Origin of the sequence: Arthrobacter sp. NPDC056886, assembly GCF_042788715.1 — a bacterium.
In the GTDB taxonomy this organism is placed as follows: Bacteria; Actinomycetota; Actinomycetes; order Actinomycetales; family Micrococcaceae; genus Arthrobacter.
Map to the genome: position 1 here is coordinate 68,300 of NZ_JBHUBT010000008.1, position 18,328 is coordinate 86,627.

At 61.7% G+C, this 18,328-nt stretch carries 26 protein-coding genes; 4 read left to right on the top strand and 22 right to left on the bottom strand.

The window, feature by feature from the left end; genetic code table 11:
- Position 1 precedes the first annotated feature (1 nt).
- The 11 genes from ACFRJ8_RS14645 to ACFRJ8_RS14695 form a co-directional block, all read right to left on the bottom strand.
- Positions 2 to 1,672 carry a hypothetical protein gene (locus ACFRJ8_RS14645; RefSeq protein ID WP_377986879.1) on the bottom strand — a complete coding sequence of 557 codons (1,671 nt, stop codon included), beginning with the start codon at positions 1,670 to 1,672 and terminating at the stop codon, positions 2 to 4.
- Positions 1,673 to 1,733: 61 nt separating this feature from the next.
- Positions 1,734 to 1,964: a holin gene (locus ACFRJ8_RS14650; RefSeq protein WP_377986880.1), complete on the bottom strand. Its 231-nt coding sequence runs from the start codon at positions 1,962 to 1,964 to the stop codon at positions 1,734 to 1,736.
- A complete protein-coding gene (locus tag ACFRJ8_RS14655; protein WP_377986881.1) occupies positions 1,965 to 2,759 on the bottom strand; it encodes an N-acetylmuramoyl-L-alanine amidase in 795 nt (264 codons plus the stop codon).
- A 7-nt stretch (positions 2,760 to 2,766) separates the two neighbouring features.
- Positions 2,767 to 3,138, bottom strand: a complete 372-nt coding sequence (locus ACFRJ8_RS14660; RefSeq protein WP_377986882.1) for a hypothetical protein — start codon at positions 3,136 to 3,138, stop codon at positions 2,767 to 2,769.
- Positions 3,131 to 3,577 carry a hypothetical protein gene (locus ACFRJ8_RS14665; protein ID WP_377986883.1) on the bottom strand — a complete coding sequence of 149 codons (447 nt, stop codon included), beginning with the start codon at positions 3,575 to 3,577 and terminating at the stop codon, positions 3,131 to 3,133. Before ACFRJ8_RS14665 ends, ACFRJ8_RS14660 begins: the two co-directional genes overlap by 8 nt.
- Before the next feature lie 202 nt (positions 3,578 to 3,779).
- Complete coding sequence (locus tag ACFRJ8_RS14670) at positions 3,780 to 4,433, bottom strand: hypothetical protein (RefSeq protein WP_377986884.1); 654 nt, start codon at positions 4,431 to 4,433, stop codon at positions 3,780 to 3,782.
- The gene (locus tag ACFRJ8_RS14675; protein ID WP_377986885.1) at positions 4,433 to 5,374 is read right to left on the bottom strand and encodes a hypothetical protein; all 942 of its coding nucleotides are present in this window, start codon (positions 5,372 to 5,374) and stop codon (positions 4,433 to 4,435) included. The genes ACFRJ8_RS14670 and ACFRJ8_RS14675 overlap by 1 nt, the downstream gene beginning before the upstream one ends.
- A 9-nt stretch (positions 5,375 to 5,383) precedes the next feature.
- On the bottom strand, positions 5,384 to 6,691 hold the full coding sequence (locus ACFRJ8_RS14680) for a hypothetical protein (RefSeq protein WP_377986886.1): 1,308 nt from the start codon (positions 6,689 to 6,691) through the stop codon (positions 5,384 to 5,386).
- A gap of 8 nt (positions 6,692 to 6,699) precedes the next feature.
- Positions 6,700 to 7,530, bottom strand: coding sequence for a hypothetical protein (locus ACFRJ8_RS14685; RefSeq protein WP_377986887.1), 831 nt, complete (start codon positions 7,528 to 7,530; stop codon positions 6,700 to 6,702).
- Positions 7,530 to 10,769: a phage tail tape measure protein gene (locus ACFRJ8_RS14690; protein ID WP_377986888.1), complete on the bottom strand. Its 3,240-nt coding sequence runs from the start codon at positions 10,767 to 10,769 to the stop codon at positions 7,530 to 7,532. Before ACFRJ8_RS14690 ends, ACFRJ8_RS14685 begins: the two co-directional genes overlap by 1 nt.
- 19 nt (positions 10,770 to 10,788) lie before the next feature.
- On the bottom strand, positions 10,789 to 11,328 hold the full coding sequence (locus ACFRJ8_RS14695; RefSeq protein WP_377987113.1) for an HNH endonuclease: 540 nt from the start codon (positions 11,326 to 11,328) through the stop codon (positions 10,789 to 10,791).
- 312 nt (positions 11,329 to 11,640) lie between these two features.
- On the opposite strand from ACFRJ8_RS14695, the gene ACFRJ8_RS14700 reads away from it, so the two are divergent.
- On the top strand, positions 11,641 to 11,856 hold the full coding sequence (locus ACFRJ8_RS14700) for a hypothetical protein (protein WP_377986889.1): 216 nt from the start codon (positions 11,641 to 11,643) through the stop codon (positions 11,854 to 11,856).
- Between the two features lie 287 nt (positions 11,857 to 12,143).
- Here ACFRJ8_RS14700 and ACFRJ8_RS14705 read toward each other — a convergent pair whose 3' ends face one another.
- From ACFRJ8_RS14705 to ACFRJ8_RS14755, 11 genes are all read right to left on the bottom strand, one after another.
- Complete coding sequence (locus ACFRJ8_RS14705; RefSeq protein WP_377986890.1) at positions 12,144 to 12,659, bottom strand: hypothetical protein; 516 nt, start codon at positions 12,657 to 12,659, stop codon at positions 12,144 to 12,146.
- 86 nt (positions 12,660 to 12,745) lie between these two features.
- Positions 12,746 to 13,258 (bottom strand): hypothetical protein, encoded by a 513-nt coding sequence (locus tag ACFRJ8_RS14710; protein WP_377986891.1) that lies wholly within the window; start codon positions 13,256 to 13,258, stop codon positions 12,746 to 12,748.
- Positions 13,258 to 13,428: a hypothetical protein gene (locus ACFRJ8_RS14715; protein WP_377986892.1), complete on the bottom strand. Its 171-nt coding sequence runs from the start codon at positions 13,426 to 13,428 to the stop codon at positions 13,258 to 13,260. Before ACFRJ8_RS14715 ends, ACFRJ8_RS14710 begins: the two co-directional genes overlap by 1 nt.
- A 14-nt stretch (positions 13,429 to 13,442) precedes the next feature.
- Positions 13,443 to 13,856 (bottom strand): hypothetical protein, encoded by a 414-nt coding sequence (locus ACFRJ8_RS14720; RefSeq protein ID WP_377986893.1) that lies wholly within the window; start codon positions 13,854 to 13,856, stop codon positions 13,443 to 13,445.
- Positions 13,853 to 14,290, bottom strand: coding sequence for a hypothetical protein (locus ACFRJ8_RS14725; RefSeq protein WP_377986894.1), 438 nt, complete (start codon positions 14,288 to 14,290; stop codon positions 13,853 to 13,855). The genes ACFRJ8_RS14720 and ACFRJ8_RS14725 overlap by 4 nt, the downstream gene beginning before the upstream one ends.
- Positions 14,287 to 14,682 (bottom strand): DUF6093 family protein, encoded by a 396-nt coding sequence (locus tag ACFRJ8_RS14730; RefSeq protein WP_377986895.1) that lies wholly within the window; start codon positions 14,680 to 14,682, stop codon positions 14,287 to 14,289. Before ACFRJ8_RS14730 ends, ACFRJ8_RS14725 begins: the two co-directional genes overlap by 4 nt.
- Positions 14,682 to 15,053, bottom strand: a complete 372-nt coding sequence (locus tag ACFRJ8_RS14735; RefSeq protein WP_377986896.1) for a hypothetical protein — start codon at positions 15,051 to 15,053, stop codon at positions 14,682 to 14,684. The genes ACFRJ8_RS14730 and ACFRJ8_RS14735 overlap by 1 nt, the downstream gene beginning before the upstream one ends.
- Positions 15,054 to 15,069: 16 nt before the next feature.
- Entirely contained in the window at positions 15,070 to 15,255 is a 186-nt protein-coding gene (locus tag ACFRJ8_RS14740) for a hypothetical protein (protein ID WP_377986897.1), read from the bottom strand.
- Positions 15,256 to 15,265: 10 nt separating this feature from the next.
- Positions 15,266 to 16,180 carry a hypothetical protein gene (locus ACFRJ8_RS14745; RefSeq protein WP_377986898.1) on the bottom strand — a complete coding sequence of 305 codons (915 nt, stop codon included), beginning with the start codon at positions 16,178 to 16,180 and terminating at the stop codon, positions 15,266 to 15,268.
- Positions 16,181 to 16,196: 16 nt separating this feature from the next.
- Positions 16,197 to 16,562: a capsid cement protein gene (locus ACFRJ8_RS14750; RefSeq protein ID WP_377986899.1), complete on the bottom strand. Its 366-nt coding sequence runs from the start codon at positions 16,560 to 16,562 to the stop codon at positions 16,197 to 16,199.
- A 5-nt stretch (positions 16,563 to 16,567) separates the two neighbouring features.
- On the bottom strand, positions 16,568 to 17,059 hold the full coding sequence (locus ACFRJ8_RS14755; RefSeq protein WP_377986900.1) for a hypothetical protein: 492 nt from the start codon (positions 17,057 to 17,059) through the stop codon (positions 16,568 to 16,570).
- A gap of 196 nt (positions 17,060 to 17,255) precedes the next feature.
- Here ACFRJ8_RS14755 and ACFRJ8_RS14760 point away from each other — a divergent pair, with 196 nt between their 5' ends.
- The 3 genes from ACFRJ8_RS14760 (at position 17,256) to ACFRJ8_RS14770 (ending at position 18,280) form a co-directional block, all read left to right on the top strand.
- Positions 17,256 to 17,480: a hypothetical protein gene (locus ACFRJ8_RS14760; protein WP_377986901.1), complete on the top strand. Its 225-nt coding sequence runs from the start codon at positions 17,256 to 17,258 to the stop codon at positions 17,478 to 17,480.
- 327 nt (positions 17,481 to 17,807) lie between these two features.
- A complete protein-coding gene (locus ACFRJ8_RS14765) occupies positions 17,808 to 18,143 on the top strand; it encodes a hypothetical protein (RefSeq protein ID WP_377986902.1) in 336 nt (111 codons plus the stop codon).
- A complete protein-coding gene (locus ACFRJ8_RS14770; RefSeq protein ID WP_377986903.1) occupies positions 18,140 to 18,280 on the top strand; it encodes a hypothetical protein in 141 nt (46 codons plus the stop codon). Before ACFRJ8_RS14765 ends, ACFRJ8_RS14770 begins: the two co-directional genes overlap by 4 nt.
- Positions 18,281 to 18,328 lie beyond the last annotated feature (48 nt).

The window sequence follows — 18,328 nt, forward strand, 5'->3', positions numbered from 1 at the left end:
GCTAGACCCATCCTCTCGTGGTGAGGTAGTTGTTGATCTGTGCGGCAACGAGTGTGGCGGTTGCTTTGGACCAGTGGGTGTTGTCTGTTCCGCCGTCCATGATGGATGCGGGGAGCGTGTCGGCTGCCATGGTTGCTAGGTCGGCGGACGTGGGCGTTATGCCGAGGTCGTAGATGGCTTGGTTGACGAGGTATGACCGCAGGTTGAGGAACCGTGACGGGTACGCTGCTGCGAGGCGGGCGTTGATGTCCGCGATGTTCGTGTAGCCGCCGGTCCCTGATGTTTCACTGGTGGTCGTGGTCGCGGAAACGACGAGGACTTGTTTTATCTGCGGGGTTAGCCAGTTCACAATCCGGTCGATTCCCTTGGCGACGTGCTCACCAATGGTCGCGTCGGCACCCTTGATGGAGTAGGACACGTTGTTGCGGCCTAGCAGGATGATCGCGGTATCCCCGGCATGGCCTGCGAAGTCAGGGACGTACACCGTGCCTGCGGGGACCGTCACTGCGCTGCCGTCTGTGGTGCGGGTGAAGCTGAACACGGTGTCGCTGGCGTTGCGCGTCAGCGTTCCCGGGATACCCGCGAGGGTGCCGGGGATGGTACGGACTGTGCCGGTTGCCCGCCATCCGATAACAGCCGTGGTGGTCACGTCTACCGGCCCTGATGCGGGGATGGATCCGCCCGTGACAGTGAGCGGCAACGGGATGGCGCCGATGCGTACGGCTTCCTCGTCCGTGGTGTATCCGCTGTTGCCGAGGTTGAAGACCTGCACACCGGCGGGCACCATTTCGCGGAGGCGTGACGGGTAGGAGTCTGCGTCCTGGTTGCCCACACCGCCGAAGTAGCCGTCCGTGAGGGAGTCGCCAATCGCGGCAATCTTCGTCCTCGAGGATCGGGGATAGCCGATGGTTTCGTTTGCCAGCTTCAGAAGGTTCGCGGGGGTGAGGTTCAGTTTCGCGAACTCTGCTGTGCCATCATTCTTGATTCCGCCGGCAACGTACCCGTCCTTGTCTGCGAACGGGATAGCCCAGCCGGTCGCGTTCAGGGGCCGCATGGTCACGTCAGCCTGACCCTTGACCTGCGGGGTTTTCTCAAAGTTCCAGCGCCCATCCGACAGGATGCCGCCGGACACGTAGCCGGTCGCATCCGTGAAGGGGAGAGCGTAGCCGGTGGCGATGATGGACCGCCCGGCCCTCACGTCGGTGCCCTTCAGGATGTCAGAGTTTGTGAGGGCTATGCTCACGGCGTTTGCTGCTGCTGTTGCGGGCGCGGTGTCCGAGGCGATGACTGCCGCGACAATGGGTTGAACCCGTGCGGTCAGGCGGGTGTCGAGGGCCGCGGCGGTTGCGACACCGTTCTCCAGCGTCTCCGCAAAAGCAAGATCATTCAGCTCGAGCGGATCACCGGTGAAGCCTGCCGCGTGATCAAGGTTCGCGAGGTGGGCCGCGTGAGTTGCGAGGGTTCCGTCCTGCACGGAGTTCTTCGCCTCAACAGCATTGAGCCGCCCGTCCTGCGTCGAGTTCTTAGACTCGATGGCGGTCAGCCTGCCGCGTGCGTCCTGGTGCAGCTCCTCAGCTTTCGCGCCGTTCGCTGCGATGAGGTTGTCGCCGTTGCGGGCAAGTTCGTTCCCGTCCGGTTTCTGGAACCCGAGCGGGGTTGTTTCAATAGCCATAGCGGCGTCTCCTTAAATGCGAAAGGCGCCCAAGGGGACGCCGCGGATGGTTGGCTACGTGTTAGGGCTTGACGGTTTCGGCGTTCGTTGCGGACGGGTTGCCGTCCTTGCCGCCGAATGCCAGGGCCTTGAGCAGTGACACGACGCCGGCACCGAGGGCAACCGATGCGATGCCCTGCCAGTCGGCTTGGATGACGCCGAACGAGTCAGCACCAATAGCGCCGAGTGCACCGCCAGCAATGGACGCCACGACCCGCTCAGCGGTTGCTTTCCAGAATGCGAGGGTGAACATTTACTTGCCTCCGTTTACGTTGACATCGACGGTCACGCCGTCAGCGAGCCCGGCTTTGACTGCGGCGGTGATCTGTTCGGCGGTCAGGTCGGGGTTCTTGGACAGTGCGCCGACGAGTGCGCGGAGTGCCTGCGCCTCGGTCTTCGCGTCGGCGAGTTCCTGCTTCACGCTGATCTGCCGCCCGCCGCGGAGGACAGTCTGTGACCACACCTTCTCCGGGACCGAGCCAACGGGCGCGTCGAGGTAGCGGGTGATCTTGGTGTACAGCTCGTCTTGCTGGGCGTCGGTGAGTGCCATGAGGAATCCTTTGGGGGTAGTCGTGGTGCTTTGCGGGGCGATGGCTGCGGTGCCTGCGAGCCGGTCGATGCGGGGCAGGTCCCAGATGCCGGGGCATGCGGTCGCGTTCCATTGCCGGTGCGGACTGAGGGGCAGGGCGCCGTATTCGTTGCGGAGGAAGCTGACTAGTTCGGCTACGGTTGCGTAGTCCTCATCCGTGGCTTCGGGGTGGCATTCGATGCCAATGGTGGTTGCGTTGCCGACCGCGTTGCCGGAGTGCCAGGCGGCGTCTAGTGGGGACACGAGGCAGTCGATCCGACCCGCGCTGACAACGAAGTGTGCCGAGGTGGTGCCGGGGCCGCTCACGAAGAACTTGACCACGTCATCATGCCGCTGACCGAGGCTGCCCCAATGATGGATCACGATCCCGTCGATGGTCCGCTTACGTCCGAACGTTGCCGGGACTCGAGCGGCGGGCGTGTAGCCCTTCGCCGTCTGCGATTCGTTGATAGTTGTCATGCGGTCCTCATTGGTCTAGGTCTTTGGGCCATTCGAGCGGGACGCCGCCCATTTCGTGGACTTGCCCGCGGAGGCCGTGAATGTACGCGCGATACCCGCTGAACTGGATCTGCACGGACTTCTTGAATTCCTCGAAGTCTTTGCGGAGCTGCCCGAAGTCGTTCTTGTGCTGCTCGCGTTCGTCTTTGAGTTCTTTCTTGGCGAGGTCGCGTTCTTCCTGGACCTCGTTGGCGAACTTGTTGTAACGCTCAACCTCGAAGTTTGTGCCGGTGAGTTTGTTCGTTTCGGACTGGGAGCGGCGTGCCCATAGCGCGGTGAGGACGCCAACGGATGCGGCGATGAGGCCGGAGACGATCGCGGCCCACGGGAATTCATTCACTTGTGTCCCCCGGCTTCTGCACTATCTCCGGGTGGGAAGGCGCGTGGTTCATCATGCGGGCGCACCCTGCGGCAGAGAGTGCCATAGAGGCGAGCAGTGCGGCGGACAACCAGCCGGGGTTAGTCGTCCCGTCGCGCATGACTGGCATGCGGAAGAAGTACTCAAGGAATGACAGAGACCACAGGGACAGCAGCCCCGCGACAGCACCGAGGGCCCGCGACTGGTCAACCTTGAACGCTGAGGCCGCGAGCATGAACGACACGAGAAACCACACCACGGCCCAGATTTCGAGCGGGAACAGCCGCGTGACCATTTCCAGGGCGGGCTGCGGGCGGGATCCCTGTAGCCCGAGGTAAGCGACACCGAAGCACGCGCACATGACCGACTTGCCTAGCATGACCATGCCACGCGGCCCGTACACCTTCGGCAGTGTGTCCATGGCGTGCGACCGTAGCCGGCACAACCATGCGGGGGAGCTAATGCCGAACAGAGACGGTTTGCGGCGTGGCGTTAGGCTAGACATCGGAGGTCCCCCCATATGGGCGTAGTGTGTGGTTTACCCATACGGGCGGGCCTCCTATTTAGGCTTGACTGTGTGGTGTTGTGTGGCCCTGGAGCGCAAGTCCGGGGCCACACGTTTGTTAGTCGTCTTGCGGGCGTACTTCGGCGTAGAACTGCGAGTAAGGGGCTTGAACGCTCACGGCGTGGGTTACTAGGCCGTCAAGGACTTCCACCCACGCCCGGATGAACGGGTCAGTGTTCGCGGCGACGTTCATCCAAGGAGTCTCGGCTGTGCCGGACTGGAGATAGTTGCCGGGCGCGAAGTAAGCGAGCCCGAATTTGCCCTGCGCCGTGGCGACGGATGAGGTGGCGCCAGACACTGCGACGTTCACCCACAGGTTGCCGCTCGTAATCGCTGCGACGCTGATGCCGAGCCGGCAGACGGCTCGGTAAGTTTGCGGGTAGGGCTTGGTCACGCCGGGCATCGTGTACAGCAGGCGGCTCGCGGTGCCGGATGCGTTCTGGAAGTCGGCGACGTTCGCGTCAACGCGCCGCGGAGCCGAGCGGTACTCCCAGCCAGTACTGCCCTGACCGGTGTAGGTCTGGATCCAGTTGTCACGGTCCAGTCGCACAACCTGCATGCCCGGGTATGTGGTGAGCGCGTCACGGGCAGCTTTATTCGCAACCGGGACGGCGACGTGCGTGGTGTCGGCCATCTTCGCAAGGTCGCTGGTGAGGCTGTAGTCGTCAGAGTTGATCGGAACAACTGTCCCGTTGGGGCGTGTCTGTGGCATTATGCTGTCCAGTCCATTTCTATACGCCCCGATTGGGGGTCAACGAGTCTGCCGTCGAACCCGGTGTAGGGGTCGCCGGCTATGCTGATGCCGCCGCCTGCTTTGAGGACGTCAGCGAAAGTTAGGGGAAGGGTGATCCAGTGCGCGCCCTGCGACTGGGTTACGGTCACGTCCCATGGCCCGACTGTGCGGGTAACGTCACCGCCCGGCTGCGACTTCGACGTGTGCGCGTAAAGGTGGACGTTTGCTGAACCGGACGAACCAACGCCGCCAAGTCGCTTCGGGAGGCGGAACCTGATCTCCGTGATGGTTTTGCCGCCGAGGTTCGTGAACGCTGCCCCGTAGAACCATGCGCCAGTGACCGTGTTACCGGACCATGTGCCGGAATAGACTTGTTCGCCGCCGCCCGCCCATGAGCCCCAACCGCCCGGACCCCAGAACGTGTTTGACTTTGTCGCCGCACCCTTAGCCGTGCCCGACTGCTTGACGGGGGTCGCGGCTACGGGCGGGCTCGTGGGGGGTGTCGGGGTGATCCCGGGAAGCTTCCCAAGCACAATCGGGGTCGCCGCGTCCCACGCCACATAGACTGGATCGCCGACCGAGTACGAGCCGGAGAACCTGTCCGTCGTGTACGTGACCCCGTCCGCGCCGGTCATCACCAGTTGAGTAACACCAATCGCAAGAACTGCCCCGGTGGATGGGTGGGGCTGATCCGAGTACCCGTCAATGACGAGCGCCGAGGACTGCCCGTCGCCGTTGTCCGTGAGGTCAACAACGATAGGCCCGTCCTGTTTCGGGCTGACAGCGTTCAACCAGCGGGCGTCGATCAGGTTGCCGTTCAGGTTCGCCCACCACCTAGACCCGTCAAAGTAGGCGGTCCCGTACACGCGGCGAGTACCACCCGCAGGTATGGCCGCCAAAGTTTTCTTCAAAGCAGCCACGGGCGCCTCCTACGGCAAGTTGTTCCAAGTGATCGCGGGGAGTGCGCCCCAACTGGAGGGCATCCGGTCCCAGGTGAGGGCGGGTTTCGTGCTGGTCAGATGCTCCGCGAACGGGGTGGTGTTGAGCGCTATGGCAACGTCCGCGTAAGCGCATGACACGGTGAACTTCGTAGGCCCGGGGATGGGGGATCCGCCGGCAGAAACCGAGACGACCTCACCCGGCAGGTACACGACGTGACCGGCGGGCATGGGACAGCCGACCTCGATCCGGTCGCCCGCCTGAATCTCAGGGCGCGGAACCGTCTCGACCTCAAGCTCAACCGCATACGATGCTGCTTGCCGGTCGCGGAGGATTCCCGCATACTCCGCAGCCTGCCCACGCGTCGTGATCATTTCGGAGCTGTAGAAGTACGGCACTCGACCGTGCGGGCCGTCCCACCGGAGCGGGCCAGCGCGAAGGAATGCGGTTGCGGTCACGGGCTTACCGTTCGCGCCCTCTTTACCCTCAACAACCCACGCGTTATACAGCCCGTCGATGGTCTGTTTCCGGTGGACGCTGACCAGGCCCGCGCCCGGCTCAACGCGCCACGCGGGGGCCGCGGCGCCCATCGGATAGATGTGCATTTCACCGTCGCCGCCCATGCGGAAGCGGGCGCTGACGTTGGCTAGCAAATCCTGGACAGCCTCGAGGCGTTCGCGCTCATAAACGAGCTTCCCCGATACGGCCTTATCCGTTACCCCGTCTTCCACCACAACCGGGAAGTGATCGCGGACTAGGCGCGTAACCTCCCCCAACACTGTTGGGCCGGTGCCGTACGGGGACTGTGGCGCCAGGAACTTGTCACGGTCAACGTCGGCGGTCAAATCCACGGCGTCAACATCAACGACAGCCCCAGTGAATGCGAACACGCGGCGTTCGTGCGGGGCAGCAGGCGAATCTGACTCAAGGTAGCCGTACTCGGGGAGCGTGTAACCATTCACCGAACCGTCCGGCGCGTTGCCCTCAACACGGAACCAACCAACGTTCACAGCACCAGCACCGCCAACACGGTAAACAACCTGCAACACCACGCCGCCAACACCCAGCGGATCATCAAACAGCCACGGCGACAGTGACCCATCCGCGTCCGCAACCTTCAAACTCAGTTGCCGTTGAACCTTCGTAGACGCATCCGACGAACCAGACAGCGACCACGACACAACCCCCAACGGATCAGGCCACGCAAGATCACCGTCATACCAAGCCCACACCACCAACTCATCAGCAGGCCGCGAACCATCCAACGCCGCACGCGACACATCATCAATCGGCAACATAGGGGCTCCTAACCGAGCGGGTGTTTCAAATCATCCAAATAGGTGCCCGTAGCCGCGTCCTGCTTCTGCTGATACGTTGCGAACAAGAGGGCAACGTCGCCATAGGTGAACGTTGCTGTGAGGACCTTCAAGACCGGGGCTGCTACTGTGTCAGCCTTCAAATCCCACCACGTCAACGAACCGCCCCACGCCACATCGACCGGGACCTCAACAGCGCTAGGGACCGTGACGAACATGCTTCCCGGCAGGTCAACGCCGAAACCAGGAACAGGCCGGAACAACAGCAGCGCAGACGACATCAGCAGACTCTTGAGCTTGGCGTTCTGCTCAGCAGACCGCGTGCCCATCGACAACGGAACACCACGGGCAGCCATGCGCTGACCAAACAACGCCATCGGCTTATCCGAGCCCATCACATTGATGAGCGACACGTCAGCCGAATACTCGAGCTGCGCCAATGCCTCACCACGCAGATACGGCGTGCCGTCCGTGTCGTGCGTACCAATGATCGGCACAGCAGACTGCGGCACCAAAGGATCCATCAGCCAGCCCGTCAAAGAGTTGACCGTCACCGAAGATGAGGTGACACGGTCAGCACCAGACGGGCCGCTCACCACCTCAACCTCATATGTGATGGGCCGACCAAGCGGGGCGTCATAATCAATCAGGTATGTTGAATCCACGAGCGTCACGCGGCGGGCCCCGCGGACAGGCTCACGAAGCCCATCCGCGGAACGCCACACAGACACCACCGAATCACCAACGCCGAGGCCCGTGATCGTAATGCCCACACGAGGGCACGGTGCATCAACCAAAGCCTCAACCGATACAGCAACCATCAGCGCCTCCCAGGACGTGCATAAGTGGACTGACGATCAGCCGCAGAAACAACAGACGACGCAACCCGATAAGTCCGGGCATCCAACTGCTCGTTACCGATCATCACCGTCACAGCAGGGGCCGCGACGGTTACATTGGAAGCCGCAGAACCGGCGAACGACTGGGCCGCGTACATGCCGCCCGTTGCAAATCCGGGCAGCTTCGGGAACGTGCCAGCGTTGATAGCCGCAAGCTCCCGGTTATAGCGGTTCGATGAGCGACCATTGATGATCCACTCGTCTTTATCCACGCGAGCCATTGGCATACCGAGAGAATTGACCGCAAGGAACCCGTCGGTCGTTTCCGTGCCGGGCCCAGTTGACGGAAGCTTGCCACCATCCGTGAAGCCCAGTAGCCGGCCGCCAGTCTGCTTCTCCTTAGGCCGGGCTATGCTGGAGGGTGGAGCACTAGACGCTGGCAAGCCGACCAGCCTCTCAAACGTCGTCTTGTACGTTTCAATGCCGACACGAACAACCCTGCCGTCGATATTGTTTAGGGCGCCCGTGGTGAGGTCAGCCATCCGCTTAGCCTCACTTGACATCCAAGACTGGATGCTGACGCCATCAGGCACACCAAGCACCGACCGCGCCAAAGCATCAGCCTTAGTGCCAGTGATACCGAACTGCCCAGCCGCGGCAATCAACCCGGCGTAAGTGTTACTCAGCGCACCCTGCAACTCCTGGTTGCTAGCACCAGCAGCGGCCATCGACTGAGCATTACGGATGCCAGCCTGAGCAACCCCGTCGAACATCGCCTGATTCTTGATGCCCTTCGCGGTGGTGTTATCAAACTCAGTACCGAGGCTGCCGACCTTCCCGCCAGTACCGTCAGCCTGCAACCCCATATCCAGGAGCGCCTGCGACCAGTTGCGCGAGGCATCGCGGGCGCTAAGTTCGCTAAGGCCAGCATCAAAAAGCGCCTTCGCGAACTTGTCAACGCTGACGATAGCCCCTTCGGCGTTAATGCCAAGCTCGTCAAGAGCCTTAGCCACTTCCGCGGTCGGCTCTTTAGCGCCAGCAGCCGCGGCCCCGGCGGCGCCGATGCCCTTAGCGGCTGCTTCCCCACCCTCGCCAGCGGCTTTCGCGTCAGCCTCGGCCTGCTTCAAAGCATCCGTGTAAGCCGGGAACTTTGTCGTCAGTTCCTCAATGGTGACGCCGCGCTCTTTCGCAGCCGCGGCAACAAGGTCGAAGTTCTTGACCGCATCCTCAGCGTTACCGCTTGACACCATGTCAGCGAGGCCCTGATCGAGCCGGTCAAACGATGCGGCGAGGATCTGGGAAGACCCCTGTACGCCCGTTACCCCATTAATCAGGCCTTCCGCCCAGTCGTTGAACTCCTGGTCGCGGTTCTTGTTGAACGTACGAGTCAGCGCGTCACCCAGATCATCGACACCACTGATGAGCTTGCCGCCATCGCGAGCCTTGAACAGCGAGTCGATGCCAGCCGCCGCGCCGGGTGAGTTCGCCGCCACGTCCTGCAACGCAAGCGACACCTTGCCCATGCCGGTATCAATCTTCGACATGTAGTCGGCTTCGGCGAGCCGCGCCAAAGCCAGCGCAAAGGTTCCGATCGCCGCCGCGGGCAGGGCTACCTTGCTGATTTTGTCCAGTGCGCCGCGAGCCTTGCCACCAGCCGGCGCGAGGTCGTTTAGGGCGTCCTTGGTTTCCTTGATTTTAGGAATGATTGTGATCAGCGCGCCGCCGACCAGTCCGGCGGTGCCCACGATAGCAGCCAGCCCAGTCCCGGCAGCGAGTACCGGCGCGGGGACCTTGCCGACGACATCAACAAGACCCTCAAGGCCCTGGACAAGCCCGCGGAGAACATCGTTCGCGCCAGAGCCTGACTGAATCAGTACCGTGTCGAACGAGCCCCCAAGCTTCTCCAGGTCTCCTCGTAAGTTGTCCTGTTTTCGGGCGGCCGTGTCAGCGGCGAAGCCCGCATCGTTGACCGCGGCTTCCCACTTGCTGATACCCGCCGCGCCCTGCTCGTAGAGCACGGAGGCGGCCCGCACAGCGTCAGAGCCGAAGATCGTTTTGAGCGTCGCGTTACGCTGCTCGTCTGACATATCTTTCAGGGCGTTTTGCAGAATGCCCGCATACTCGGACATGCCCACAAACTTGCCTGAGGCGTCGTAAGCGTTGATGCCCAGGTCGTCCATGAGCTTTGCGGCTTCTTTGGAACTCGGCGTAAGGGACATCAGCATCGTCTTGAATGACGTTCCCGCGTCAGAGCCGGTCAAGCCCGCAGAAGCGAACGCCGCCAGGGCGCCCGTGGTTTCCTCGATGGACAGGCCAGTTTGTTCGGCAACCAGCGCGGACTGGTTCAACGCGGCGCCCATATCCTGCACTGACCCCTGGGCCTTGCCGGCCGCAGCGGAGAGCAAGTCCGCGACGTGGACTGCAAGCTGTCCTTTATTTTCGATGTTCTTACCGAAGATCGTCATGGCCGTTGCAGATAGTTCGGCAGCTTCGCCGACGCCCAAGGCGCCAGCGGCGGCAAGATCTAGGGAGCCCTTTAACCCGCCGCCGATGATGTCCTTTGTGGACACGCCAGCCTTAGCCAGCTCCTCGATACCCTGCGCGGCTTCGGTGGCGGAGAATGCCGTGTCCGCGCCAGCGTCAATAGCCGCCTGCCGCAACAGGTCCATGTTCCCGGCAGTTTCGTGAGTTGCGGCGTCGATGCTTGACATCTGCTTATCGAAATCCGCATAGGCTTTTACGGCGAGGCCCACGCCAGCCAGCACGGCAGCGCCGCCAATAGCCGATACGCGCCCTACTTCTTGAACGGATTCCTTGTGCTTTTCCGCAGCCGCCGCGGCTTTGGCTTCAGCTTCAGCAGCAGCCTTGGCCGCCTTTTCCGCATCTTCACCGGCGGCAACCGCAGCCCGCCCAGCAAGGTAGGCCTCTTTGGAGAACGTCTGCAAACCATGAGTTGCCGCCTGCTGAGAGCTGACAGCCTTGCCATTCATCGTGACAAGCTGACCCGTCTTGTCATACTGGATGCCAACAGCCTTCGCCGCCGCGTGATGAGCGAGCGACTGCTTAGCTATCTCCTCCGCGCTCTTATCGGCGGCCTTGCCGGCATCCTCAGAAGCCTTCTTGGCCTTCGCCGTGGCCTGAGCGGCTTCTTCCATCGCCCGCTTGAAGCCCTGGATCTCTGCCGTGAACTTGACCGAAACATTGCGCTGCGAACCAGCCACGGGAGCCTCCAGTATTTATTTAAGCGGGGATGCGCGCCCCCTTGCTGATATTGCAAGTAAGGTGGGCGCCTTGAACGTTGGCGAGCGTGTCAGTGCCGCCGAGTGAGAGCGGCGTGATGTGATCCACGCTTGGGCTGTACCTGTGAGGCCACTTGAGCGATTCGTCCATGCGCTCCATGCAGAGCTGGCAAATCCACAGATCGCGGGTAAACACTTCGTGCGGGCGATAGTTGTCAGACTCGACCGACGCGAGCAGTGCGCGGCGGGCGTGAACATATTTCTTTGCGCAAGTTCGGCATTCACCGCGCTCCGCCCGGAACAGCCCAATGGGAAGGTCGCGTTTGCACTGACTGCAAATCTTGTGGCCGTCAAGGACTTCACCCTGAAGCCTCGCAGTCGGGCTCCCGTGGCGCCTGTTCCGAGTGAAGTGCGCACTGCACCACCCGTGGGCGTAATGGCTTTTACCGCAGTCCACCACAGAGCATCCGATGGGGAATGACGAAGCGCCTAGTGCGGCATCACCGTGCTTGCGCCAGCGCTGATAGTGCATCGGGCACATCTGCCTGGAAAAAGATGGCTTGTTGCAATCTTGGATTGTGCAAGGTGCGGCGTCACTCGGCGGGCGGGTCTGGTACTTGGTAATCAGAGGGTCGCCGTGGCGCACGAATCGCGTATGGTGGAGCTTACAAAATCCGGTGCTGTGGTATTTGCGTGCACAGTTGGCCACGGAGCATGTACGATTAGTAATGTCAGCCTGCTTTCATCAGGTTGTCCACGCCCCCGGAGTCCGCCAAAGACTCGCGGGGGTTCTTACTCTCCATTGTATCGTGGTTTGTTTTAATCGCCCAACCGATGGTGTAGGATCGCGTGCATGACAACACCGGGGGATGTCCACAAAAAGCGCGGAGCGAATACGATAAAAACCGGCGTGGCAATGCTCGTCTTTGGCGTCGCGATTGCCCTAGCAACTGCCGGCGAGAACGGCAACCATTTCCTAAGTAGTTTCGCTAGCGTTGTCGCCCTCGCCGGGTTTATCGTCGCCATTGTTGGCGTTGGTAAGTGGCGCGAACGTCCTGCGGGTAATTAGTTCGTCGTCAATCTCGGTCGCATAGAAGCGCTGGCCCGGATCCGGCTTGAAGTTCTTCTGCCCGGTGTGTTCTTCCACCGCGGCCTGCGCGTAGCAGGTAACGTCAGCGACCTCATACAGGCCCGCGTTAGCTTCGTTGCGGCACTCAAACTTGGGGCGCCCACAATCACACAAGCCCTCTAGATAGAGCGTGTAGGCGAACTCCAGCAGCCTGTCCTTCGACTCAGGCAGGGGCCCAAGATAGTCGGACGGGGGCCGCTGGAACCGCTCAGCAGTCTTGAGGGCTGCTAAGACTCGCCACCATCGTCCGGTGTAGAGCGCTTCGGCAAAAAATCGGCGCTCACAGAAGGCAGTTCCGTGGACGCTTGGTGGTAGGCGGTGAGGATGAGCCCGAACTGTGCCGGGCCGATAGCCTTCTCGAGCCGCTGCACCTGCGCGGGCGTGACCTTCGGGGACTTGATAGCGTCGGCCAAGACGATGCGCCCAAGTTCGGATCCTGAGATGCCCTTGTTCGCCTCGGCAAACTCGCGCTTCTCATCGTCGCCATGCCCGCCAACGCGAACCGTCAGCGCCGAATCGTGAAACTGCTTAGCTAGCTTCGCGTACTCGGCACGGAGCTTCCCAACGCCGCCAGCCATCGACGGACCATCGGCCTCGTCCTCGTCAGCGTTGGTGATCTGCGCCTCGAGACGGTCAAGCTCAGCAATCAAGCCAGCCTTCTGATACACGGTAACGCTGCGTTCAGGCCGCTCCGCATCATCAAGCCACTTATCAAAATCAAAATCCTGCGGGGATACACTCATGGTTTAGGCTCCATAAATTGTGGGTAGGCTCGGGAAAGTTGAGGTTGGCGGCGCGGAGCCTAAACACACGCCGCCAACCGGTCTAACTAGGCGCCGGCTGCAACCTCAATGAAGGGGTAGCCGCGCTGAACCTCAGCAGGGATCCGGTACTTAATGAAGCCCGAACCGTCCGTGCGCTGCGGGGTGTCCGTAATGAACTCAGCGCCCAGGTAGATCTCGTCGTCCGCGGCCCACGCATCGGTCGCATCCTTGTCCGTCTGCCGCGCGTAACCGTAGAGAGTAGTGCCCTTCTCCTTCAGCGCCGCCCAGCCGGTCTCAGCGGTCGCATCGAACCCGCCAGCCGTAGCGAACTTCCGCCAGAGCGTCAGGCCCGCCGTGTAGTTCGACGCACCGATAGCGTTCGCGTTGCCCTCATCGCACAGGGCCTTCTCCGCGATCTTGTCCGAGTCGGTAGCGCCAAAGGCGAAATCGCTGGACAGGATGTCGCATGACAGGTCAACGCCGGCGTTCAACTCGGTCGCCGTAGGGGCTGACGGGTTCGCGGGCTTGGTAGTCAGGATGGTGAATTTGGTTTTGCCGTCGGCAAGAACACGAGCCATTACTTGGCCTCCTTCGTTTCCGGCGAGGCCGGCTTTGGTGTTTCCCGCGCCTTCTGGCGGGGAGTCTTAGCAAGGTCGTCGAACGGGGCGTCAGTGCGGTCCAGCCATGCGGCGGGCACGACCTGCTTAGCCCCGGTCGTCTTGGAATAAGCGTCAATGAACTGAGTCATGGACTACCTTTCGGTCAGAGTTTCGAGGACACCAAAGCGAACTCGTCAACAGCGAAGATTGGGTGAGCGCCACCAGTCAGGGTCACGCTCGTGTCGGTTTGGGCGTCCATGAGGGAAGACTGCCACAGCTTGCCCGGACGCCAGCCAGCAACAACGGGAGTCTTCCGGTTCAGGGCCGCGCGAACATTCCGGGCCACAATCAGAACAGAGTCGCCAGTCAGGCCCGCATATGTCGCCCGCACATTCAGCGCCAAAACATCCGGCACGTCCTCGAGCGAATCCCCATCGGGCCCGCCGGACGACTCGTTGCCAAGATCGCCCCACAAGACAACGTAGGGATAGGCGGGCGTGTCAGGCACGTTCCACATGTACACGCGCACAGTCGACGGCAACAGGGCTTTCACTGCGTCGTAATGCTCCTTGATCACAGCAAACCCTCCGTCGCCTTGAACGCATACTCGTAAAAGTTCGGCGCCTCCTCGAGCATGGCGTCTTCCGGATTACGAACCGTCCCACCACCAGGCTTCGACGTACCGAAGTAGGCGATACCGGCTAGGGAAGCCGCAGACCCGCCAGTCGCACGCCCGCCGCGACCAGCGCCGCCATAGCCGCCAGAACTTGACGATGGACCAATCTCGGCCTCAATCACGCCGTCACCGAAGAACTCCATAACCCGCAGGTCATAGGAGATCGTCGGCGCGATTTGCTTGAAGTGCCGCGACTTGCGCGCATCCGCCTGCATGATCTTCTTCGTGTTCACGGCGGATTTAGCCACAACACCCTTTAGCTTCGGAACCATCAGCGCCGGGATCGCGCGAAACGACCTAGCCAGCCCGTCAAGCTCCGACGCGTCCGCGCTCACTCCGTCACCTGCTGGACACGGGTACGCTGCGCCGTAGCCATCGACTTGTGAAACAACTCAACAACCCGGTACTCCGAACCCACAAGCTGCGGATCCAGCACCGAGACCGTGATCGTCACAACGTCATCAACGTTCAACGGACCGGCACTAACCGGGAAATCAACCCGCGAATCCTGGACAGTGAACGCATGCTCACCAGCAGTAGGAGACGACGCCTGCGAAATAGTCTGCTGCACCTTACACGGACCGGAATAAACGAACGTCTCGCTCGGGGTCACCTCGCCCGTGTCTGGATCCGTGGTCGGCTCACCCGGGCGTTGGACTTTGCAGGCATCGATCATGAGTGATTCAGCGGCTGCGCGACCCCGCAGAGTCGCATCAATCGCGCCCACTAGCTACGCGGCCTAATCTCGAACGCCCGCGGCTTGACCGCAGACTCTGGCGCAACACCAAGCCAGCCAAGCTCAACCTCAGACGCGTACAGCTCGCCAGTGGACAGCGCCGAATCAACGGTGCCGCCCTCCGTATAGTCATCAATCGACTCGTTACGGATCCGGTAGCCGTCCGGGTTTTTCATCACCCGGCGAACCATCCGCGCCACAACGAGCCGGGCGATGTTCGGATCCTTGTCGTCAAGGCCGGGGACTGTGACCGCCAACAGCACGAGCGCCTCAGCGATCAAACCGTCGGCGGTCACAACCTCAGCCGGCGAAAGGGGACGCCACCCCGCAGCAACATCATCAGACGTAACAAAAACAGCCATGACGCCCCCTCCCTAACTACTTCGCCGAACGAGCGGCAGGCTTAGCCTCAGGCTCAGCCTTTTCGAGCATCCCGGCCTCAACCAGGCGATCAACGTCGCCCTTGTCAAAACCGTCAGGCACGGTTGCGCCCTCATAGAAATACGTGTTCTTGCCAGCCGGATCCTTCACGGAAACCAGCGGGGCAGTAACTTTGTGAGCCACAAGGGCCTCCTTAGATGCCGGTGATCTTGATGGCCGCGCCGGGCTCGGTCACGTACGGGACGCAGACGCGGCGGGCACGCAGGCGCCACTTGTCGTTCAGGTCCTCGCGGATGACCTTCGTCTCCAGTGCGCCAGCCTTGGCGTAGTCGCCGCCGAGGTCTTCGTCAGCGATGCCACCGAGAGCGGCGGTGTCGATCAGCCATGCACCGGATCCGCCGGGGATGTTCGGGGTAGGCAGGATCGTGAGGCCGGCAATCGTCGGGAAGTTGCCCGTGTAGATCGAGTTGGCGGAATCTTCGCGTCCGCGGGCGTTCATAACGCCGGAATCGGATGCGAGGTAAGCCCAGGTGATGTCATCGACAACCAAGACGTTCGGGTCGTAGCCCTTGTTCAGGGCCGTGACCTTGGCCTTGGCGAGCATGATGTCACGCAGGATCGCGGCGGTGCCCGAAACGGACCACTGACCGGAAGTGACGGTCTGAGTCTGGGTCACGGTCGCGGCGATCAGGGAGAGGCTGATCGAGTCAACCTTCTTGATAACCGAGTTGGACAGCTTGCCCAGACCCTTTTCGACGGCGGCGAAGTTCTGACGCTTGATAGCCTCGTCCGTGACCTCGGTATCCTGGCCCCACTTGGTGACCTTGGCAACCTGCGGTGTGCCGTTGGTCAGCGTGGTCAGGTCGTACTCTCCACCGGCGGAAACGGCGGTGACGGGGCGAACCGTGTAAAGGTCCTCGTCAACGTCGTAAGTGATCGCGCCGCCGGAAACGTCGGTGCGGCCAGTCAGCAGCACGTCCGCGATGAAGCGGTTAGCGCTGATGTCCTGCACGCGCCGGGCCACAACGGACGGGGAGTTGAGGAAGCGGGAAATGGTTTCGTTGTCGCCCGAAAAGGTAGGGGCAACCGGGGGGTATGAATAAGCCAATGTAGTTGTCTCCTAGTTATCGGGCGAGCTTGACGCGGACGTTTGCGCCATCAGCAGCCGTGGTCAGTGCCACGCCAACCTGAGTCGCAGCAGCCGGGGTTGCGGACGATACGACGGTGCCGGCAGCGCCAGACACAACAGCCGCACCAGCAGTGATAGCGCCGGAAGCCTTCAGCTCCTGCACGCCACCCGCGTAAACGGTGACAAGGTCGCCGGAAGCGGTATCAAACGCCGCGACACCAACCCATGCGACAGACGCGGCGCCAGCGGGGGCGACAGTGCCGGAGCCGGAGACAGCTAGGAGCTGCCCACCGGTGATAGAAGCGGACGCGGTCGAAACCAGCGCCTGACCCGGGGTGTTTACCGGAAGATATTCAGCCATTTTTGTTAGGCCTTCCTTGATCCATAGATGGATTCGTAGAGTTGGTCATCCTCGGAGAGCGCGTTGACCCGCGCGCCTTGTGAGGCGTCGGGGGCTGGCTTCCGTGGCTTGTTCAGATCAGCGAGGATTTCTAGGGCATCCGCCCGAAGTTCTTCCTCAGAGTCGCCTTGGAGGCGTCCCACCCACTTGGCCGGCAACCCGGCGTCAAGTGCTACTTGCTGGCGGAGGGTGGCGGTGCGGAGTTTGTTCAGTTCCTGAGCGGCTTCGGCAGCATCGCGCTGCGCCTTCTCAATCTCTGACAGTTTCGCGTCGTCAACTTCCTTCAAGCGGAGCCGGTTTTTCTCGGCTTCCTTGTTGGCTTTCGCCAGGGCGGCCCGCAGCCGGTCAAGCTCGCCCTTGTCGGGCTCCGTCTCGGTTGCCGCGTTTTCGTCAGCCACTACTTCGGCAGCCTGGGCGGCTTCCTCAGCAACAGCCTCGGTGGTTGTTTCATCAGCCATCACGGCCTCCTGATCTGTTGTTGGTTCTTCCTAATCCATCCCGGAAAGGAAACTGATACCGCTGCGGTGCACTCACGCAGGGAAATAAGGGGTACTTGAAAATACTTCGTGAATTAAGTGCTTTTGAGTAGACAAGGGTGTCGGGACACCCTAAGCTAGGTACAGAAGCAAGGGACAACGAACCAAGGAGAACAACGTGAACAAGGTCCAGGAACTCGAAATCGTAACCATCGCCGGCGCCGACTACACCGTCGAGAACTGGCACGGCGACACGGTCCTCATCTCCAAGCGCGGCACCGCGTACATGATCGCCGAGGGCATCTCCCAGCCGGTCTCCTTCCCCGGCGGATCCCCCCTCACCAAGAAGGGCAACGCAGTCCGCGTCATGAACGTCGGCGGCATCATCGAGCAGGTCAAGTAACCAACCGAGCGGGGCCGGGAAACCGGCCCCAAAGGGGGAGACGTGAAGAACCCGAAGCAAGACGCTATCAGCGCGCTATTCAGTGCCGCCCACGCATGCCCCAGCCGCATCGACCAAGACGCCTACTGGGAATACCAAGCCCGCGTCATGGCACCACTACGCCAAGCCATTCGGGAAGCTCAATGAGCAAGGGCACCACGAAGCGGAGCATCCGCATAGATGACGGGCTGTGGGACCGGGCCACCGAAGTGGCGACGGCACGCGGCGACAACCTATCCGCCATTATCCGGGCAGCACTAGCCGCCTACATAAACGAAGGGACCAGCCATGATGATAAGTGACGAAGCGGTTGAGGCGGCGGCGAAGGAGCTATACGAGATCGGGAACGGCGAACTATTCTCGGATGCTGACAACGAAGACCGCCAGCATATGACCGAGTGGGCTACCACAATCCTCAAAGCCGCGGGGCCTCGCATCAGGGCGCAGGTGCTTGAAGAAATGGCGGCGTCAGTCCTCACTAATGACCCGCTCGACTTCTGGGACATGCACCTGCCGGAAGGGCTTGGCTTCCAAGAAGCAGTGTCCCGGTGGCTCAAGGCTTATGCCCGCGCCGAAATGTCACAAACTCCTGACGACTTTGCGACGCACAGGAGCCAAGCGTGAGCAAGGATGCACCGACGCCTGAGGAGGTAGACGCGATCCTTCAGCACCAGTACGGCGCCTATGGCGTGAACCTGCCAGACTGGTATCTCACGCCATCCGACTACACCCGGCGCATCTCGCACGAGCCCCGTGGCTAGTATCCGTACCCGAGACATTGACGACATGGAAGACATCATCGACGACCT